Raw genomic sequence first — 20,341 nt, 5'->3', positions numbered from 1 at the left:
CTTCATGATGGAAACTGAAACCGACCTCAGGCGCCATGATCTGCTGATCGACGGCAAACGCTTGCCGCCCGGCACCGGCGAATATTCCGTCGACATCAACCCCGCCACCGAAGAGCCGATCGCGCTGGTTGCGCAAGGCAGCGCCGCCGACGTGGATACCGCCGTGCGCGCCGCGCGCGCTGCGTTGAAAGTATGGAACGGCATTCGGGCCGCTGAGCGGGCGCGTATTCTGATGCGCCTCGCCGGCCTGATGCGCGCGAATCTCGAGGAGCTCGCCGCGCTCGAAAGCCTCGACGCCGGCAAGCCGATCGCGGCCGTGATGCGCCAGGATATTCCAGCCGCGATCGATACGCTCGAATACTACGCAGGCTGGTGCGACAAGATCAACGGTCAGGTCGTGCCGGTGCGCCCCGATGCATTGACGTACACGTTGCGTGAACCGGTCGGCGTGGTCGCCGCGATCGTGCCTTGGAATTTCCCGCTGATGATCGGCATGTGGAAGATCGCGCCCGCGCTCGCATGCGGTTGCACGCTGATCGTCAAGCCCGCTGAGATTACGCCGCTGACCGCGTTGCGCGTCGGCGAACTTGCACTTGAAGCTGGCGTGCCGCCGGGCGTGCTGAATATCGTCACCGGCAAGGGACGGGTGGTCGGCGATGCGCTGGTCGCGCATCCCGGCGTCGACAAGGTGACATTCACTGGTTCGCCTTCCGTGGGGCGCGGCATTTTGCAGGGCGCGGCCAGCAATTTCAAGCGCGTCACGCTGGAGCTCGGCGGCAAATCGGCCAACCTGATTTTTCCGGATGCCAATCTCGACAACGCGGTGCGCGCCGCGGCGTCGGGGATCTTCTTCAATACGGGGCAGGTGTGTTCGGCGGGCTCGCGCATTCTCGCCCATCGCGATGTGTACGACGAAGTGGTCGAGCGCCTCGCTGCGCGCGCGAAGTCGATCAAGGTCGGCGACCCGTCGTCGCGCGAAACGTCGATGGGGCCGCTCATCTCCGCGGCGCAGATGAAGACGGTGCTGGGCTATGTCGAGACAGGTCGCGCCGAAGGGGCTTCGCTCGTGACCGGCGGCGCGCGGGTGGGCGAGCGCGGCTTCTTTGTCGAGCCGACCGTGTTTGCCGACGTCGAGCATGAAATGCGTATTTCGCAGGAGGAGATCTTCGGGCCGGTGGCGAGCGTGATTCGCTTCAACGACGAAGCCGACGCGATACGGATCGCCAACGGCACGCTGTATAGCCTCGCGGCGGGCGTGTGGAGCGCGGACATCGGCCGGGTGCATCGGGTTGCGCGGGATCTGAAGGCGGGGACCGTGTGGATCAACACCTACGGATATACCGATGTGCGCCTGCCGTGGGGCGGCTCCGGCGACTCGGGGTTCGGCCGCGAACACGGTGACGTCGCGATCGAGAACTTCACCGAGCCGAAGGCCGTGTGGCTCGCCATCGATCAGTAGCGTTAGAAAAGGATCGAACGCGTTATGGCGTTCGATCCTTTTATGTTTGCGTTTGCCGATATGCGGGAGAGCGAACGGGTTTCTGATCGTGCGCTCTCGCTTAAGCCTCAATCTCCCTGCAATGCCATCCGTTCACGCAGTTTGATGAGCGCCAGCACGACATCGATAGTCGGCGTCGGCTCGGCGACGAGGTGGCCCATTTCCTGCACGACCGTCAGCAGCGGATCGATTTCCATCGGCCGGCGATTCTCGAGATCGACCAGCGTCGAGGTCTTGTGCGCGCCGACCGCGCCCGCGCCATCGATACGCTTTTCCACGTCGACGCGAAAGTGCACGCCGAACTGCTCCGCGATGCGCTTGGCCTCGAGCATCATCGTGCGCGATACCGCACGCGTGCCGGGGTCGCTGGTGAGCACGTCGAGGGTGGCGTGCGTCAATGCGCTGATCGGGTTGAAGCACAGGTTGCCCCATAGCTTGAGCCAGATTTCGTCGCGGATATTGTCGCGGATCGGCGCATCGAAACCCGCCGCCTGCATGATTTCGTGTAGCTGTTGAATGCGCGGCGTGCGTTCTCCGCTCGGCTCGCCGATCGGGAATTTCTTGCCGTACACGTGTTTGATAACGCCGGGTTCGACGATTTCGGCGGCCGGGTAGAGCACGCAGCCGATCGCCCGTTCGGGGCCGAGCCTGGTCCATTGACTGCCGTCCGGATCGACGCTGGTGAGACGCGTGCCGGCGAAGCGGCCGCCGTGTTGATAGAAGTACCAATACGGAATGCCGTTGACGCCCGTGACGATGGCCGTGTGCTTGCCGAGCAGCGGCTGCATTGCATCCACTACGCCAGGCAGCGAATGCGCCTTGAGCGTAATGATCACGAAGTCCTGCACGCCGAGTTCGCGCGGGTCGGACGTGCAGCGCACGGGGGCGCTGAACGTCTCGCCGTCCATGATCAGACGCGCGCCGTGCTCGCGCATGGCCGCGAGATGCGGACCGCGCGCGACGAAACTCACATCCGCACCGGCGCGTGCGAGTTGCACACCCATCAAGCCGCCGATCGCTCCCGCTCCGAAGACACAGATCTTCATGATGCCGCTCCTCTGACGATGAATAGTCGCTTGCCCGATGCCGTGTCTCGCGGTGCACGGTTTGCGGGTCATTGTTCGAGCATACGGGGGCGGGACGATTGCAGATAGTTAAAGTTTGTGGAGAGGTTCATTAGGGATTGGTTATGGATGACGTGGCGTCCGAAAAACATGGGAATAGGACTGGACTGAATTGGAAAGAAAAGGAAAGTGGGAAGAGGGACGAATGCCGCGATCGATTGGGAAATGTCTCAAGCCTGCCCAATCGTCGTAGGCGCAGAATGCGACCTCTTTAAGAAGTTACGCATGCAGGCGGCATCGCAAAAGGAATATTGAGAGTGGTGCCATGAAATCAAAGGTTGATGTGAGCTATCTCGTCGTGTTCTTGCGTGGGGCATCTATGTGTGAGCTGCGCGGCGTCGGATCGACGGTTCCTCGCTAGGCCACACCTCATGCACACGGTGATTCGTAAGACCGCTGGCCGGGATTTGGCGGAGATGGAAAGCGTCCTGGCGCGCCTGCTCGACGCGATGTTGATCGCGTTGTCGGCGGCGCTGGCCGAGCTGCTGTTCATGCCCGGCTCAGGGCATTCGATTCTCGAAGGGGCCTTTGTCGCGCTCGATATAGCGTTCGCGGTTTTGCTGCTGCCCTGGTTCGGTGTGTATGACTCGTGGCGTGGCCGCTCGAAATGGCGGCTGAGTATCAATCTGGTGTTCGGCTGGATCGCGGTGCAGGTGTGTGGGCTTGCCGTGTTGCTTCTGCTTCATCGCGCTTCACAGGTGTCGCGGCTGTGGTGCGGGAGTTGGACCGTGATCGCCGCTGCGGCGCTCGTTGCTTCGCGGTGTGTGGTGCATGCGGTACTCGGTCGGATGAGGCGTAGCGGCCGGAACTTGCGAATGGTTGCTGTGGTTGGCGCGGGCGCGCATCGCGACGCGGTGATCGCCAACATCATGGGTTCGCCAGATGCAGGCTTCCGGGCGGTTGCCACGTTCAACACGCGACAAGACAGCGGATCTGGGTTTTCTGGCTTGCCGTCGTTCGAGGGGTTCCGCGAATTCGCGGACTGGGTGCGTCGCGAACAGGTTGAAGAGGTATGGCTCGCACTGCCGATGTCCGAAGAAGATACCGTGCTGAGGGTTCTCGACGAATTTAGCGGCGACCTTGTTAATTTGCGGTTTATTCCTGATGTGCGCAGTCTCGCGATGTTCGATCGCAACGTGATCGATCTGATCGGCGCGCCGGCCATCAATCTGATGGCCTCGCCGATGACGCCGTACGCGCTGGTTCAGAAAGCGGTTTTCGACCGGTTGTTCGCGAGTGTGGCGCTGTTGGCTTTGTTGCCGGTGATGTTGTCGATTGCAATTGCCGTCAAGGTGACTTCGAAGGGGCCGGTGTTGTTTACCCAACGGCGTAAGGGTGCGGATGGGCGCGTGTTTCGCATTTACAAGTTTCGTTCGATGCGTGAGCACGTGGCGCGGCCAGGTGTGGTTCTGCAGGCCAAGCGTGGAGATCCGCGTGTGACTCGTGTCGGCGCGTTTTTACGTCGCACGAGCCTCGATGAGTTGCCGCAGTTTATGAATGTGTTGCGTGGGGAAATGTCGGTGGTTGGGCCGCGGCCGCATGCGATCGAACACGATGATCAGTATCGGGGCGTTGTCGATGGGTATATCCATCGCTACCGGATTAAGCCGGGTATTACCGGGTGGGCTCAGGTGAATGGTTTTCGCGGTGAGACGGATCGGGTTGAGAAAATGCAGGCGCGGGTTGAGCACGATCTGTATTACTTGCGGAACTGGTCGTTTGGGTTGGATATGCGGATTGTGCTGGCGACGGTGGTGAAGGGGTTGTTGCATCGGAATGCGTATTGACATGCGGGTCCGTAACTGACTTCAAGCAGATTGTTTGTAAAGCAGTACTCCGCGTGCACAGACGCGTGTCCTAATGGAATACGAATCAAATTTGCCCAATGTCGGGCAGCGAGAGCGTCGCTTCGGCACGTTTGCTTGAAATAGGTTGAACACGATGTTAGCGGTATTTTTAACCAGGCCGGCCTTCAGGCTTGGAGCCTTGATGACGGCGGTGAGTCTGTTGACGAGTGCGTGCACGGTGGCGCCGGGAATGCGGATGGAGACGTCTCGCGTGCAGGACATGGCGAGTGCGTCCAATACTTCGACCGTTGCTGGAGAAGCCGGCGAAGGCGCGGCCAGCGAATGGGCAAGTGCAACGAATGGTACGCCGGACATCGCGATAACGGAGGTCGACGCGGCGCTGATTTCGCAGTTGGCACAACGTGGAAAACAGCAGCGGATCGAGCTGTCGCAATTGCTCTCCGGAGTGCCGCAGCCATACGCTGTCGGGCCCGGTGATGTGCTGCAAATCGTCGTTTGGGATCATCCGGAATTTGCTGCCGCACTCGGTTCTTCGCAGACACAATCGTCGGCAAAGCCGGCAGATCCGCTTGCTGGATTCGTGGTTGACCAGAACGGTGGGTTGACGTTTCCCTATGCGGGCACGCTACACGTGGCGGGCCTGCGCACCGAAGAAATTCAGCAACGGCTGAGCAGCGCGCTCGCAACGTATTTCGTCAAGCCGCAAGTCACCGTGCGAATGGCGTCTTATCGCGCGCACCAGGTCTACGTCGACGGCGAAGTGCGTAGTCCCGGTGCATTGGCCGTCAACGACGTGCCCATGACCCTTTACGAAGCAGTCAGCCGGGCGGGTGGTTTCAGTGAAACGGCCGACCAGAGTGATCTCGTTCTGGTGCGTGGCGATCACTCTTATCGCGTGAATCTGACGCAAATGCTCGCTCAGGGATTAAGCCCGTCGCGTCTCTATCTGAACCCCGGTGATCTGCTGCGTGTCGTCTCGCGTGATGAAAACGATGCGTACGTGATGGGCGAAGTGAACAAACCAGTTTCGGCGATTCCGCGCCGAACGGGCCGCATGACGCTGGCTGATGCACTTTCGCAGGCGGGCAGTGTGAACGCCTCGACGGCCGACGCTGCTCAGATGTTCGTGATTCGCGGCTCGCTGGCGGGCACGCCTCAGGTGTTTCACCTCGACGGTCACTCGCCGGTCGCGATGCTGCTCGCCAAGGACTTCGAATTGCAACCGAAGGATGTGGTGTATGTGGATGGTAGCGGTCTTGTTCGCTTCAATCGGGTGTTGAGTCTGTTGATGCCGTTGATTAGTACCGGATTAACGGCAGGGGTGATTGCGAAATGACCCGAGTTCTCATGGTGTGCGAAGGCAATATCTGCCGGAGTCCGGTTGCGCGGGTATTTCTTAAACAGGTGTTGCCGTTCGTCGCAGTGAGCTCCGCTGGCACGCGCGCACTGGTTGGCAAGCAGGCCGATCCACTAGCAATTCAGCTTGCCCACGAGCGTGGAATGGACCTCAGTGATCATGTCGCAGTCGGTTTGACTCGCGATCACGTGCTTTCCGCCGAATTGATCCTGAGCATGACGAACATGCAGCGCGAATTCATCCTCGCGGCTTATCCATTCGCAAGAGGAAAAATATTTCGCCTCGGCGACCACGACGAAATCGATATCGTCGATCCTTACCTGCGGCATCGCTCCGCATTTGACCTGGCATTTGCACAAATCGAACTCGGTGTTTCGAATTGGCTCGAGGCTATTGCAAGGCTCGCGCACTGAATCATGAATATGCTTAAGCAAAGTTGTGCTGCGGATACTGCGGCCAACGACGAAATTGATCTATCTGAAATCATCGGGGTTATCCGCGAGAACCGGCTTTTGATCGCGCTGATCACTGCCGGAATGATGGTTATCGGCATGGCGTATGCATTTCTCGGTACGCCCGTATATAGGGCGGACGCGGTGATTCAGGTGGATGAAGACTCGGGTACCGGGAATATCAATGACAAGCTTGGCGATCTTGCTGCACTCTTCCAGAACAAGGCGACGGCGGATGCAGAGATCGAATTGATCCGCTCACGGATGGTGGTCAACGAAGCAGTGCGCGGCCTGCATCTCGATATCAACGTGAAGCCACACTATTTTCCCGTGATTGGGGCACCCATTGCACGGCGTGCGCCGGGGGATGGTTTGGCCGTCCCAATGCTAGGGCTGAGTCGTTTTGCGTGGGGCGGTGAAAAGCTGGATATGGCCCAATTCGATGTACCACGAAAATTGTACAAACGTGCCTTCACTATTGTCGCCGAGGCGAATCAGCACTTTGAACTCCGTGATCCCGACGGCAATACAGTGCTTCACGGTCGTGTTGGCAATGCTGAACATGGTCAAACCCTGGATGGCCCTGTCGAGGTGACCGTGGCTGGGATGGTTGCCAACGTCGGCACGGCATTCGACCTCTCCCGGTCGTCGACTCAACTCACGATCGAAAATCTGCAAAAGTCTCTCGACATCAAGGAGAAGGTCAAACAGTCCGGCATCATTTCGGTCATGCTCGATGGACCCGACGCGGTACGTACCACAGCGACGGTCAACGCTGTTGCGCAAATATATGTACAGCGCAACGTGGATCGAAAATCCGCGCAGGCGGAGCAGATGCTCCGCTTTCTCGGCGAGCAGCTTCCGGTTCTCAGGGAGGATCTTGACACGGCCGAGCAGCGTTACAACACGTTCCGTGCACAGCACGGCACCGTCGATCTGCAGGCTGAGGGCAAGCTCCTGTTGCAGTCGATTGTCGATAACAAGGGGAAATTGATCGAGTTAGAGCAGCAGCGCTCGCAGCTTGTTCAGCGCTTCACGGCCACACACCCATCCGTTGTGGCGATTGGTGCGCAGATTGGCGAGCTTCAGCGGCAGCAGGACGTTCTTGACCATCAGGCGGCAGCATTGCCCGATGTGGAGCAGCAAGTGCTGCGGCTAATGCGGGACGTGCGGGTCAACACGGATTTATACACGAAGCTTCTCGATAGCACGCAGCAATTGCGTGTATTGAAAGCAGGCCAATTGGGCAATGTACGGGCGGTGGACTATGCCGTGGTTGCAGAGAAGCCGGTCAAGCCCAATAAGCTGCTGGTGATTGCAATGTGCTCGGCATTCGGCCTGCTATTTGGATGCACCATTGCGTTTGTGCGGCGCGCGCTCAATCGCGGTCTGGAAAGCCCCGCTGAAATCGAGCGTGCGGTCGATGTACCGGTGTACGCGATCATTTCGCGCAGTGCACGTCAATTGGAGTTGCAGTCTTCGCGCAGAGGCGTGCCCGGCCCTCGGGTGCTTGCAGTGAACTTCCCTGAGGATATTGCCGTGGAGGGTATCCGTAGCCTGCGGACCGCACTGCAGTTCGGAATTCTGAGGACGGACAACAACATTGTCATGCTCACGGGGCCACGACCCAGCGTCGGCAAGTCGTTCCTATCTGCGAATCTTGCCGCAGTGCTCGCCGCTACAGGCAAGCGAGTACTGCTTGTCGATGCCGACATGCGCCGCGGAAATGTTCACACGTATTTTGAGCTGCCTCGCAGGCCGGGGCTTAGCGAAGTTCTTGGAACAACCAATCCTGGCGAGGCAATTCACCGCGCCGTTCTGCCGAACCTCGACGTTCTCATGAGCGGAACGGTTCCGTCGAGCCCGGCCGAGTTGTTGATGAGTGATCGCCTCAGCAAGGTTCTCGCCATGTTTGGCAAGGAGTACGACGTTGTGATCGTCGACTCTCCACCAGTTCTGGCCGTTACGGACCCTGTGCTGATCGGTAAGCATGCCGGCGCGACGTTGCTTGTCATGCGCCACGGCCGTCACTCCGCGGCGGAACTCAATGAGACGACGCGTCAACTGAACAGCGCCGGCGTACCTTTAAACGGCATCCTCTTGAACGATGTACCGCAGCGGGCCAGCGCCTACGGTGCCTTTTCGGAATACGAGGCGAGGAGGATGGAATCGTGATCCATGATGATCTGGCCTTGCACCGGCCGATGCCATGTGAGGGCGAGGCGATGCGTTTCCGCGAGGTTGTGATGTTGAGTACAGGGCTGACACTATGAACAATCGGATATTGCTCACTTTCGGAACGCGTCCTGAAGCCATTAAGATGGCGCCGCTTGTCCATCTTCTGAAAAACACGGCTGAGGTTGATTGTTTCGTTTGTGTGACAGGCCAGCATCGAGAAATGCTGGATCAGGTGTTGGCTCTGTTTCAGGTACGTCCTCATTTTGACCTGAATGTCATGAAGCGAGGCCAGGATCTTTACGGCATGACGACAGCGATCATGCTTGGTATGCGCGACGTATTGAACGACTGCAGACCGGACCTGGTTCTTGTCCATGGAGATACCACGACAACAGTGGCGGCGAGCCTCGCTTCGTTCTACCAGCGGATTCCGGTTGGGCATGTTGAGGCCGGTTTGCGGACCGGCGACCTGCTGTCGCCTTGGCCGGAGGAGGCGAATCGCAAGCTGACCGGGGCGCTCGCGGCGTTGCATTTCGCTCCAACCGAGTGGGCGCGCCAAAACCTGCTCGCGGAAAATGTGCCTGACGATCGCATCGTTGTGACGGGTAACACGATAATCGACGCGCTATTGCATGTACGGAAGTTGCTCGCCAGCGATCCTCAATTCGTTGCAGCGGCGCAGCGGCAACTGCCGGCTCTCTCACAAACCAGGCGGATAGTGCTCGTCACCGGGCATCGCCGCGAAAGCTTTGGCGATGGATTCGAGCGTATCTGTTCGGCGTTGGCGCAACTCGCGCACACCTATCCGGATGTGGACATCGTGTATCCGGTGCATCTGAATCCGAGCGTACGTGAGCCAGTGAATCGTCTTCTAACGAATATTCCGAACGTTCATCTGATTGAACCGCTTGACTATTTGCCGTTTGTCTATCTCATGGATCGCGCGTATTTGATTCTGACGGATTCTGGCGGAATTCAAGAAGAGGCGCCTTCGCTTGGCAAGCCGGTGCTCGTAATGCGTGACACGACCGAACGGCAGGAAGCGGTCGACGCTGGCGTCGTGCAACTCGTTGGAACGGACTCGCAGAAGATTGTGGACGGCGTCTCGCAGTTGTTATGCGACGCTGGACGGTACGCAGAAATGAGTCGCGGCAGCAATCCGTACGGCGATGGCACGGCCTGTGAACGCATTGTCCGTGCTATTACGGAAAACCGTTTGGCGGCGGCTTTCTCTGCATAAAGATAAATAGATAACTATTCGGACGAAAAATATGGAATTCCAGACTGTTTCGGTGGTTGGACTTGGATACATCGGCTTGCCGACTGCGGCCGCTTTTGCGGCACGTCGAAAAAACGTGATTGGTGTGGATGTCAATCAACACGCTGTCGACACGATTAACAAGGGTGCTATCCATATCGTTGAACCAGAGCTCGATATGCTCGTTCATGCCGCGGTGACGCAAGGCTATCTGCGCGCAACGACGGTGCCGGAGCCTGCAGACGCGTTTCTGATCGCGGTGCCGACGCCGTTCAGTGACGGCTTCAAACCTGACTTGAGCTATATCCAGGCGGCTAGCCAGGCCGTTGCACCCGTGCTGAAAAAGGGCGACTTGATTGTCCTGGAATCCACTTCGCCGGTGGGCGCGACCGAGCAGATGGCATCGTGGATTGCGGAACTCCGGCCTGATCTGACGTTTCCGCATCAGGCTGGAGAAACCTCCGACATACGTATCGCACATTGCCCTGAGCGCGTGTTGCCTGGGCACGTCATTCGCGAATTAGTCGAAAACGACCGGGTGATCGGCGGCATGACGCCGCGGTGCGGCGAACTGGCTCGCGACCTGTATCAGAGTTTTGTCCACGGTGAGTGCATTCTGACTGACGCCCGCACAGCGGAGATGTGCAAACTGACGGAGAATTCGTTCCGCGACGTGAATATTGCGTTCGCAAACGAACTGTCTCTGATCTGCGACGAACTCGATATCAACGTGTGGGAGTTGATTCGCCTTGCGAATCGCCATCCACGCGTGAGCATCTTGCAACCTGGGCCTGGCGTCGGCGGGCATTGTATTGCGGTTGACCCGTGGTTCATCGTGGACTCCGCGCCTAATCAAGCCCGTCTGATTCGCACGGCGAGGACGGTGAACGACGACAAACCGCGCTATGTGATCGACCGCGTCGAACGCGCGGCGAAGCGCTTCAGGGATCCCGTGATCGCGTGCCTCGGGTTGGCGTTCAAGGCGAATATCGACGATCTGCGCGAGAGTCCCGCTCTTGGAATTGCGCATCAACTGGCCGAGCGTTTCGCGGGGCGAGTGGTGGCGGTCGAGCCGAATATCAGGAAGTTGCCGGAAGTGCTCGAAGGCATGGTGCGACTTTGTGAATTAAACGAGGCGCTTGCTGAGGCGGACGTGGTAGTGATTCTCGTCGACCATGCCCAGTTCAAACGTGTCGATCCCATAAGACTGCAAGCGAAGGTGGTGATCGATACGCGAGGGTTGCTCTCGCATGGCTAGGCGGGAGTTCGGTCTGGTTGCGGGATATGCCACTTCTCTGGTGGGTGGCGTACTCTCGCTCGTAATGTATGCGCATATGCTCGGGCCCACCGACTACGGGCGTCTTGCGGTGAATCTCGCGCTCGTTGAGGCATTGCAAGGTGTGTTGTTTCAGTGGCACCGACTAGCGGTCGTGAGGTTCTGGGCGGAGAACGAGACGGCAGGCCATGCGTCATATTTGACTACCTACCACCTGACGTGGTTTGGTTTGGCATGTGCCGTTCTTTTCGTGTCAGGTGTTTTTGGGGTTTTCGGCGTCAAAGTCTCGACAACCGAGTGGCCGGCAGTGATTGTGATGGGGATTGCGAAGAGCGCCGCTCTGTACGCTCAGGAAATCGCTCGCGCATCGGGAGCAAGTTTGCGCTACGCAGCGGGTGCGCTACTTCTGACTATAGGCAGTTCAGTTGCAGGAGTGGTCGCCTATCGAATGACACATTCGATAACGCCCGTGCTCATGGCCTCAGCGGCCGTATTCGCCATGTTGAGCGCCCTATGTGTATGGCGCAATGGATCGCGCGTGGGTGTAGGAGGATTCAACGGCGACCATTTTCGTACGATGCTGCGATACGGACTTCCTCTGATTCCAGTCTTTATTTCTGTGACCGCTCTGACAAGGCTCGACCGCCCCATTCTGGCATTATTCGCAACTTCTTCTGTTGTCGGTGTCTATGCCGCCGCGACGGCGCTAATCGCGAACATGATCGCGGCAACCTGCCTGATCGTGGTGACGCCTGCTTATCCGTGGCTGCTTAGGGAAAGTAAATATCGTCCAGAGCATGAATACAGGCGTCTACACGCGCGGCTTGGCCTGTTGATGCTGTCGGGAGTGCTGGCGATGGCCACTGCGCTGTATTGCGGGCGCTTCGCACTGCTGCCCCTGCTACTCGGGACCGCAATAGGCGATGCCGCCGAGCCTTATGTATTGCCGCTGCTTGCGATCGCAGTTGTCGGAGCGTTCCGGGCACACTTTTTCGATCAGGCATATCACCTGTATTCGCGGACGCGAGCGCTGATGGCTATTAACGTCGCTACGCTCATTGTTGCTGTGGTCGCGGTTTACGTTGGCGCAAGGCTGGCAGGTATAAACGGGCTTCTTTGCGGATTGCTCGTCGCGAATGCGTTGTCCTTGCTCGCGAGCGCAACTTTCTCCCGGTCGTTCGTGAATCTGAAGCATTTGGCGGGTGGAATCGGGGCGCTTGCATTGGTGTCTGTCGCATCCTGTTTGACAGGCGAATGGCTAACTCGTTCGTCATCCTATGCCACGACTGATCCTGAGTTAATGGGTATTGCGTCGGCGGCGGGGGCGATGCTGGTATTCGCTGCTGGAATCTACTTAACCAATGTGGGTGCAATCCGCTCGCTGAAATGGAGGCACACGTGAAAAAGCGCTACGACGTCTTGTTCCATGTGCCTTCGCTCAAAGGCGGCGGGGCCGAGCGCGTGGCCATTGAAGTCGCGCGCTTCTTTCTTCAGCAAGGAAGATCTGTTGGATTTTTCGTGCACAGCGACGAAGTTGCGTACGATCTACCTTCAGGTGCTGAACTGATCGTTGCGAGGGGTCAAGGACATTTTCAACGTATCGCCGAGTTTCGGTCGTTGTTGAAGAGAGTCGATGTACATGCGGTTATCTCGTTTTTGCCTTATGCAAACCTCATCTCGCTGCTCGCGAACGTTGGTCGAAAGCGCTGCTCGCGGCTTATCGTCAGCGAGCATCAGTCGTATGCTCAATTCAAGCCGAATGGAATAAAGGAGCGTATTAAGTTCAGTCTGCTAAAACGGTTGTATGCGTCTAGCGATCTGATCGTCGCAGTATCGAACGGCGTCGCGGAGGATTTGCGGCAGCGTCTGAGCAAAGCTGGAGCCAGCAAGATCGTTGTAATTCATAACCCCTGCTACATCCCTGATGCCCTCCCCCTGATCAGGCGTGACGCGAGCTCTTCTTCCACGATACTGGCGGTGGGGAGACTGGCCCATGAGAAGGGGATTGACGTGCTGATTGACGCATTCGCGACTGTCAGTCGGAAACTAGCCGACGCACGTCTGGTAATCGTTGGGGAAGGTCCAAAACGAAAGGAATTGGAAGAGCAAATTGCACGGCTTAGGTTGAAGGATAAAGTGAATCTACCCGGGTTCAAGCGGTCCATCGCAGACGAGTATCGGCGGGCAGACCTCTTTGTTCTTGCCTCGCGTGCTGAGGGGTTTGGAAACGTACTGGTCGAAGCGATGTCGTTCGGGTTAAAGATCGTATCGACTGACCGCCCGGGACCGGCAGAGATCCTCGACAATGGGAAATATGGAACGCTTGTTCCAGTCGAAGATGTCGCCGTCTTAGCGGATGCAATGGTGAATGCCCTAACGGCGGAGATCGATCCGTACCAACAAATCAGGCGAGCACAAGATTTCGCGCTTGACTTGATTGGTGCGCAGTACGCAAAAGCTACGGGGATTGCGGGATGACGATCGGGCGATCCGGGTTGGCCGCACGTTTCGCAATGCTCGCCGTACTGTGCGCACTTTTTTTGAGTGGTTCCACGCTAAATAGTTTTGGCTTGAACTACTCGACCGATTCGACGGCAGGCGGTTTCAAACTTCATCCCTACACTATTCTCACGGCTATTGCGGTGGTTCTGTTGGCATGTGGGCCACGGGCGTTTGAGCGTTGTATGGCCGTCAGGCAGTTTCGCACGGCAATGGCGGGAGCCGCGGTTACGTTTGCCGTTCTCATGTTAAAAGCAATCACCGGGGCCGGGCAGGCGCTAGGATTCGCCGTAGACACGGTTTTTTCTGCCTTTCTCATGGCGGCCATTCTGCCTTTTTTAGCTGCCGGCATTACCAAATGCCTGTCCATGGCCTTGATGCTGTTTCTGCTAATCGAGTGTACGATCGCGCTGATTGAGGTTACAACGCATGTCAATTTGATACCGATTGACACGTGGTACGGACAGTACTTTCGCGCTACTGCGCTGCACGGACATCCGCTGAACAATGCGCTTATTCTGGTAACAGTGGCGACGGCGCTGCAGGCATATGCGCGTCGATGGAATACCGGGTTAATTTTCCTTCTGACTGTGTGTGCGCTTGTCGCGTTCGGTGCACGCGGAGCGCTCGCGGCATATCTGTTGGTCAATGCCGGTACCTTCATTCGTTTCGGCCTGAGGTCAGCGCAACGGGCACTGGCTTTAATAGCTGGGGGCGCAGTGAGTCTGGCTGGTCTAGCCTGGCTTCTCTTCTCAGGATTGCTCGGAGACCGGATCACGCAGGTCGGTGCTTATGACGACAGCTCCCAGGTCCGTGTGCAGTCGATTGATATCCTGAATCACCTGAACTGGTCACGACTTCTTGTTGGCATCGACTCAAATCAAATTTCTCGTTTGATGGATGAGGCCAAGGTCGGGGTCATCGAGAATTTCGCTGTGGACTACCTTCTCATGTTCGGCGCGATTATGGCAGCGCTCTTGTTCTATTTCGTATATCGGACATGCAAGGAGTTTTTTGCGGGTGTCTCGCCTGCAGGCAAGGGGCGCTTGCTGGCCGTACTGTTCGTTTTTGTGTGTACTGCACTGACGAACAACTCATTGGCGACCAAAACGTCGGCTCTGTATCTTCTGATGGTCGGATTGTGGTGTGTTAGAAGCCGATTCCTGATGCACGAAATTTCCCGGTGAAAGGCGCATGGGTTAGTCGATGGCGCGTTGAGTTTATTCGATCTTTCGATGTAGGAAGTCGTATCTTGGAATGAGATTGCTTGCGATTCTGCTGTCCAGCGTGATGTATATAAATTGAAATGAAAAGATCCTCGAATCAAAACACACCACACACGGTCATACAACTTGGTCCGAGCTTAACTGCTCAAGGCGGCATTGCATCTGTTCTTTCTGGCTATGCGTCGTATCAGGCTGGGTTCACGCGACTTGGTTATCGTCTAGTTTTCATAGCGAGCTGTGGAGAGGCAGGTCGAAGCTGGATTCTGACTTTCATCTCGGCATGGTGTCGATTGATTTTGCTGTCGCTACTCGGTGAGGTGAGCCTTGTTCATATCCACTCAGCGACCAAAGGCTCGCTGTTGAGGAAGTCGATTCTTGCGCTTACGTGCATGGTGATAAGGAAACGCTATGTGATCCATGTTCATAACGGCGCTTTTGCAAACTATTACATGGGCCTACCTGGGTCTGTCCGCGCGCTTGTCCGGCTGGTGTTGAGAAATGCCACGTCAGTTATTTGTCTGTCCGCTCACGCGCGTGAGCAGTTCATTGCGATGAAGCTGGCGGTGCCGGAGAAATGCCAACTGGTGTACAACGGCATCAACGATCCATTCGAGCAGAACTTGAAGTTATCTGATCCGTCACGGGAGGTTGCGCTTAGTTTTCTCGGTAAATTGTGCGAGGCCAAGGGAATCGTCACGCTGTTCGAAGCGCTAGCGTTACTGCCACAGTCTGCGCCCGGATACAGATTGTTCGTGGGCGGTTCTGGGGAGGCAGGAATGTTATCAAAGTGGATAAGCCAATATGGCCTTAGCGAGCGTGTCGTCTGCATGGGTTGGATTGAAGGCGAAGAGAAGAATTGTTTGCTGAGAAATACCGAGATATTCGTACTTCCTTCACGGAGCGAGGGATTTTCTGTCGCAATCCTCGAAGCAATGGCGTTCGGTATCGCCGTGGTATCCACCCGAATTCCTGGCGTGGTGGACGCGATCAGACAAGGAAAAGATGGCTTGCTGGTCCGACCGGACGACGTCGCAGGGTTGCGCGACGCCATTTTGCAACTTCTGAATGATGCCACGGCGCGCCAACGCTTTGGCGCTTCGGCAAGACAACGTTTTCTTGACCATTTCACGATTCAGCGTACGGCACTCCACCTAGCTTCGGTTTACGAGGGAGCCATGCGATGAACATGCTCGCGCATACCTGCCGGGCGGCGCCTATCGAGCACTAGCGCGGGTTGGTCCGCTGATAGTCTTTACGTTCCTTGTGTATCGATTGAACAACGTCTCTTTTTTGCTAGAAGGATGCGGAATGACAACCTGTCCAGGTTATGCATATAGCGATCTGAAGCAGAAATGCTTCATGAACTCAGTCAACTGCGGAGCATGTATGAACTTGTGCGGAATCAAGTTATGAAACGTATTGAACTATTCTCATGCCCCATGGATATAGCCACGATGGATGGGACAGTCGAAGCGATCAGCTCTCGACTTGAGCGAGGAAAGTTCACTCAGCATGTCGTGATCAATGTAGCGAAACTTGTGCGTATGCAGAACGATGCGGAATTGGCCGCATCGGTTCGGGCATGCGACATCATTAACATCGACGGCATGGGCGTTGTCTGGGCGGCACGACTGTTAGGAGTACCGGTTCCCGAGCGCGTAGCTGGCGTGGATCTTTTTGAACGCTTGCTGGCGTTGGCATCACAGAAGGATGTACCGGTGTTTTTGCTCGGCGCGACCGACGCAGTGGTGACACGGGCGGCAACTGTAGTCTCGGAACGGTATCCGGGACTGCGAGTCGCAGGTCATCACCATGGCTACTTTTGGGGCGATGAGGAAGCTGCGGTCGAACTGATCCGTCGATCGGGAGCGAAGTTACTTTTCGTGGCGATCACGTCACCGATGAAGGAGAACTTTATCGATCGGTGGAAAGATCGTCTCGGCGTTGACTTCGTCATGGGCGTGGGTGGAACGTTCGACGTTGTGGCAGGAAGGGTGCGCCGTGCGCCAAGCTGGATGCAGCACTGCGGGCTGGAATGGGCCTTCCGGGTGGCGCAAGAGCCGAGACGGATGTGGAGGCGCTATCTCGTCACGAATACCAGGTTTATGCTGATGTTGCTAAAAGCGCGTCTCGCTTCGGCCATGCACAGGACGGCACGCGGACATGGTCGGTAGGGTTGCATGGCTGTCCTGCGTATATCGGAGCCTCTTGGCATGCAGCATGTCGCCGCTTGCTGAACGAATCGCGGCGCGCACATAGTTATATATCGAGCGCGTAGCGCGAGGGTATAGACGCACACTGTCGATTCAGCTACTCCAACAAGTCCATGAATGATGCGATGTACTACACCAATGTTGAAAAGCGCAGTCTTCCGAGGTGCCGACACATCGGCTGCGGTGTGCTCAGTCATCTACAAGGAGTCTAATGAAACGCCTAAAGCCATTTCTGTGCGTGTTTGTTTTGTCTTGCTGTTGGTCTGCGCATGCTCAAGATCTTTCCATGCAATGGAGCGATCCTACGATCTCATCGCTTGGCAGCACTTTCACTACACTCGCTCGATCGGACTGGCAAGCCGGTCTTGGTTTGTTATCTAGCGTTCAAAGCCCATCTGCAGACAATGTGACGATCGTCGACGATCCGTTCGTGGCGGGACGGAAGGTCGTTCAGGTATATGTCCGCAGCGGCCAGAATTACTCGCAAGTGGCAAATGGTTCGGTCCGTGCGGAAATGGTCTTTAAGAGAGACGTAAAGTTCGTCCAAAAGCAAGACTATCTGGTGCGATGGAGTACCTACATACCAGCGAGCTATGTGTTCGATCCTAAGCTCCTGATGGTTATTACCCAGATTCACCAAAGCGCGTTGGCCGGTTCCCCGGCAATGGAGCTGGATCTGAATGGCAGCAATTATGTCGTTTCAGTGCGCGGTAATAGTCACGAGGCTTATAGCAAGCAAATCTGCTGTGCGTCGCAGGATCAGGGGAAATGGGTTAACTGGGCTCTGCGCTATGTTCCCGATTCGAGCGGCGCTCATGCGTCAACGCAGTTATGGAAAAATGGCGTTGCTGTCTTTGCGACCCAAGGAGTGCCGAACGCATACCCGGGAGACAACGACGCCTACCTAAAAATGGGAATCTACCTACTGTCACCCTTCCAGAGCCTCAACCAGATCACTCTCCTATTCGGGGAGGTCACGATTGGTCAGCAGTGAACGTCGTGACAAGCTGCATTCGGCTGGTCACGCGAAGTCATGACGCGCGAGATGGGGCCGGCGCAACGACTCTGTGGGCGTGAGCCGTGACTGATCGCAACAAGCCTCCCGAATCAGATCACTTGCGGCTGCGCTGGAATCGGCATCGGGGATTTGTCAAAAGAGTAAAGTGGCGCATGACGAAAACAAGGACAGAGCGGGCAGGATGTAATTCTCTATCCGGACTCGCGGTCGTTTCGCCCCCTCACCCCCGCCTAACCATCAAAAACCCCACCCCAATCGCCGCCAGAAAACCCCCACAGCACCGATTAAACCACCGCCTGACTCTCGCACGCACCAGCCACTTCCCAAGATACATCCCCGCCCACGAATACAACGCGATAGCGAACCACTCCAACACCAGAAAACTCGCTCCCAGCACCGCAAACTGCGGCAACATCGGCTTCGCGATATCGACAAACTGCGGCAAGAACGCGGTGAACACCAGAATGGCTTTCGGGTTACCGGCAGCCACGAGGAACTCTCTCCGTGCGACCCGCGCCAGCGAGGCATCTTCCTGCTGCGTCGTGTCGATGGTAGGCGCATCGCTACGCCACAACTGAATGGCCAACCAGATCAGATAACCGGCACCGGCCAGTTTGATCGCGAGAAAGAACCACTCCGATGCGTGCAACACGACGGCGAGACCGGTTGCGGCAAGCACGAGCATTACCGCGAATGCAACCAGGCGCCCCGTGCCGCCGACGAACGCGGTCATGAAACCATGACGCGCCGCCACATTGATCGACAACAGGTTATTGGGCCCGGGCGCGAGATTGATCGCGAAGCAGGCGGGCAGAAAGAACAGCCAGGCGGTAATGGACATGACGGCTCGCACGTAGAAAGAACGCAATCGCGACGGGCCGCGCGGCAAGACGACGCGCGCGGCACCCTCATGCGATTGTAGCGAAGCGGGTGAGGCCGATGTCGAGGGTGCGCTTAATTCACCGCTTTGACAAACCCCGGATCGCCGATCAACGCGTCGACGCTCAGCCTGACCGTATCTTCAATGGCGATGGTGCTGCTGGTGAACTTCGGCGATTTTTGCTTAACCGTCTTGGTGGTTGAGAACACAACCTTCTGGGTCGCGGCGTCGGTCACCACGTAGCGCATTTTCAATGTCCAGAACGCCGGCGAGCGCGTGTCGTCCACAGTGAATTTCTCGATGCTGCCGCTGAGAACCCGCTTGCCCTCGTCGAGATGAAAACCGGCGATCCGCAAGCTCTTCACAATGCCGTTGCGCACGGTTTCATTGATGTCGTTCTTGAGCACGATGCCCGTCATCGCCGTGTTTTCGATGCGGTTCGGCGAAACTTGTCCGTTGCGAGCGGGCATGTAGGCGAAGTCACTTGCAGGGGCGACGCTAAGCCAGCCGGTCGGATGCGCTACCGTGCGTGCCGAGCTATTCAGGCCGAACCACGACCACGAGCAGGCGGAGAGCATCAACGGCAGCGCGATCGTGCCGCATCCCTTGAGCACGGTCGAGGTCAACGGTGAACGCATGGCATTGAGCGATTGCGGCACGGACGCGCTCCGATGCGGCGACTCAGGCGCTGTGCTGGAAAAAGCGGCGGTCGAGGTCAGAGGAGTTGCCCTTTTAAATTGAATCATGCCGGGGGAATAACCGCCATGGTAACAGCGGCCCGGATCCGGGCATCTCTTATTCACGGAGCCTTCCGCCTCCCGCAAGAAATAAACACGCCACGCCGTCAGAAGAACCCGGCTTTCCCTTGAGTCATATCCACCAACGCTCGCTGCGCATCATCCACCATGTTGATGGGCAAGCGGATCGTCATCTTCACCAGCATCGCGTAGGCGCTGTCCACGAGCGCGTAGCCTTCGGCGTCGATCCATCGGCGCACTTTCGCCTCGTCGGCGTAACTGACCTCGACGGTCAGCGAAACCTGCGCGATGCGCTCGACGCGCGGCGCATCCAGCAGCGCCGAAGCGATCGCATCGGTGTACGCGCGCACGAGGCCGCCGGCGCCGAGCTTCACGCCGCCGTAGTAGCGCACGACGGCGGCCAGCACGCCGTCCAGATCATGATGCCGCAGCACTTCGAGAATCGGCCGGCCAGCGGTGCCGGAGGGCTCGCCGTCGTCGGACATGCCGGACTGGCCGCCGGCCAGCAGCGCCCAGCAGACATGCGTCGCGGCAGGATGCTCGTCGCGCAGGCGCCGCAATTCGGCCATCGCGGCGTCGCGGTCGGCAACCGGTATCGCGTACGCTATAAATCGGCTCTTGCGTATCTCGAGTTCCGCGCTCAACGCCGCGGGCAGGGTGTAAGTGGGCAAGGCAAGGAGTTCGGTAGATAAAAAGTACGGGCCGCACGCGGCCTCGTGCCCGCCATGGTAACGGATCAGCGGCCGCTGACGGGTCATCTCCGGGACGACCCTGCACGGTCTGCGCGCCTGGTTTG

The 20,341-nt window shown here is 57.5% G+C and carries 17 protein-coding genes; 13 read left to right on the top strand and 4 right to left on the bottom strand.

Features of this window, described 5'->3' with window-relative positions:
* Positions 1-7 precede the first annotated feature (7 nt).
* Positions 8-1,459, top strand: a complete 1,452-nt coding sequence (locus PQR54_RS28210) for an aldehyde dehydrogenase family protein (protein WP_408251657.1) — start codon at positions 8-10, stop codon at positions 1,457-1,459.
* A 107-nt stretch (positions 1,460-1,566) separates the two neighbouring features.
* Here PQR54_RS28210 and PQR54_RS28205 read toward each other — a convergent pair whose 3' ends face one another.
* The gene (locus PQR54_RS28205) at positions 1,567-2,544 is read right to left on the bottom strand and encodes a 2-dehydropantoate 2-reductase (protein WP_408251453.1); all 978 of its coding nucleotides are present in this window, start codon (positions 2,542-2,544) and stop codon (positions 1,567-1,569) included.
* A gap of 449 nt (positions 2,545-2,993) precedes the next feature.
* Between PQR54_RS28205 and PQR54_RS28200 the strand changes: the two genes are divergently transcribed.
* The 12 genes from PQR54_RS28200 to PQR54_RS28145 all read left to right on the top strand — a co-directional run bounded on the left by PQR54_RS28200 (position 2,994) and on the right by PQR54_RS28145 (position 17,883).
* The gene (locus PQR54_RS28200) at positions 2,994-4,409 is read left to right on the top strand and encodes an undecaprenyl-phosphate glucose phosphotransferase (RefSeq protein WP_408251451.1); all 1,416 of its coding nucleotides are present in this window, start codon (positions 2,994-2,996) and stop codon (positions 4,407-4,409) included.
* A 256-nt stretch (positions 4,410-4,665) separates the two neighbouring features.
* Complete coding sequence (locus PQR54_RS28195) at positions 4,666-5,766, top strand: polysaccharide biosynthesis/export family protein (RefSeq protein ID WP_459251844.1); 1,101 nt, start codon at positions 4,666-4,668, stop codon at positions 5,764-5,766.
* 11 nt (positions 5,767-5,777) lie between these two features.
* Positions 5,778-6,200 (top strand): low molecular weight protein-tyrosine-phosphatase, encoded by a 423-nt coding sequence (locus PQR54_RS28190; RefSeq protein ID WP_408251447.1) that lies wholly within the window; start codon positions 5,778-5,780, stop codon positions 6,198-6,200.
* A 3-nt stretch (positions 6,201-6,203) separates the two neighbouring features.
* Complete coding sequence (locus PQR54_RS28185) at positions 6,204-8,414, top strand: polysaccharide biosynthesis tyrosine autokinase (protein ID WP_408251445.1); 2,211 nt, start codon at positions 6,204-6,206, stop codon at positions 8,412-8,414.
* 94 nt (positions 8,415-8,508) lie between these two features.
* Positions 8,509-9,657, top strand: a complete 1,149-nt coding sequence (gene wecB, locus PQR54_RS28180) for a non-hydrolyzing UDP-N-acetylglucosamine 2-epimerase (RefSeq protein ID WP_408251443.1) — start codon at positions 8,509-8,511, stop codon at positions 9,655-9,657.
* A 31-nt stretch (positions 9,658-9,688) separates the two neighbouring features.
* Positions 9,689-10,933, top strand: a complete 1,245-nt coding sequence (wecC, locus tag PQR54_RS28175) for a UDP-N-acetyl-D-mannosamine dehydrogenase (RefSeq protein ID WP_408251441.1) — start codon at positions 9,689-9,691, stop codon at positions 10,931-10,933.
* Positions 10,934-11,042: 109 nt separating this feature from the next.
* Positions 11,043-12,353, top strand: a complete 1,311-nt coding sequence (locus tag PQR54_RS28170; RefSeq protein ID WP_408251439.1) for a lipopolysaccharide biosynthesis protein — start codon at positions 11,043-11,045, stop codon at positions 12,351-12,353.
* On the top strand, positions 12,350-13,429 hold the full coding sequence (locus tag PQR54_RS28165; RefSeq protein WP_408251437.1) for a glycosyltransferase: 1,080 nt from the start codon (positions 12,350-12,352) through the stop codon (positions 13,427-13,429). Before PQR54_RS28170 ends, PQR54_RS28165 begins: the two co-directional genes overlap by 4 nt.
* Positions 13,426-14,637: a VpsF family polysaccharide biosynthesis protein gene (locus PQR54_RS28160; RefSeq protein ID WP_408251435.1), complete on the top strand. Its 1,212-nt coding sequence runs from the start codon at positions 13,426-13,428 to the stop codon at positions 14,635-14,637. Before PQR54_RS28165 ends, PQR54_RS28160 begins: the two co-directional genes overlap by 4 nt.
* Before the next feature lie 119 nt (positions 14,638-14,756).
* Positions 14,757-15,860: a glycosyltransferase family 4 protein gene (locus PQR54_RS28155; protein WP_408251433.1), complete on the top strand. Its 1,104-nt coding sequence runs from the start codon at positions 14,757-14,759 to the stop codon at positions 15,858-15,860.
* Between the two features lie 225 nt (positions 15,861-16,085).
* Positions 16,086-16,850, top strand: coding sequence for a WecB/TagA/CpsF family glycosyltransferase (locus PQR54_RS28150; RefSeq protein WP_408251431.1), 765 nt, complete (start codon positions 16,086-16,088; stop codon positions 16,848-16,850).
* 250 nt (positions 16,851-17,100) lie between these two features.
* Entirely contained in the window at positions 17,101-17,883 is a 783-nt protein-coding gene (locus tag PQR54_RS28145; protein WP_408251429.1) for a heparin lyase I family protein, read from the top strand.
* A gap of 244 nt (positions 17,884-18,127) precedes the next feature.
* Here the strand turns inward: PQR54_RS28145 and PQR54_RS28140 are convergent, their stop codons facing one another.
* From PQR54_RS28140 to PQR54_RS28130, 3 genes are all read right to left on the bottom strand, one after another.
* Positions 18,128-18,748: a LysE family translocator gene (locus PQR54_RS28140; RefSeq protein ID WP_408251427.1), complete on the bottom strand. Its 621-nt coding sequence runs from the start codon at positions 18,746-18,748 to the stop codon at positions 18,128-18,130.
* 113 nt (positions 18,749-18,861) lie between these two features.
* Complete coding sequence (locus tag PQR54_RS28135) at positions 18,862-19,401, bottom strand: hypothetical protein (protein WP_408251655.1); 540 nt, start codon at positions 19,399-19,401, stop codon at positions 18,862-18,864.
* Between the two features lie 230 nt (positions 19,402-19,631).
* Positions 19,632-20,216: an IMPACT family protein gene (locus tag PQR54_RS28130; protein ID WP_408251425.1), complete on the bottom strand. Its 585-nt coding sequence runs from the start codon at positions 20,214-20,216 to the stop codon at positions 19,632-19,634.
* Positions 20,217-20,341 lie beyond the last annotated feature (125 nt).

Source organism: Paraburkholderia phytofirmans (assembly GCF_046028095.1).
Lineage (GTDB): Bacteria > Pseudomonadota > Gammaproteobacteria > Burkholderiales > Burkholderiaceae > Paraburkholderia > Paraburkholderia phytofirmans_A.
The sequence above is the reverse complement of the archived record's forward strand: the minus strand, read 5'-3'. Positions and strand labels throughout refer to the sequence as shown.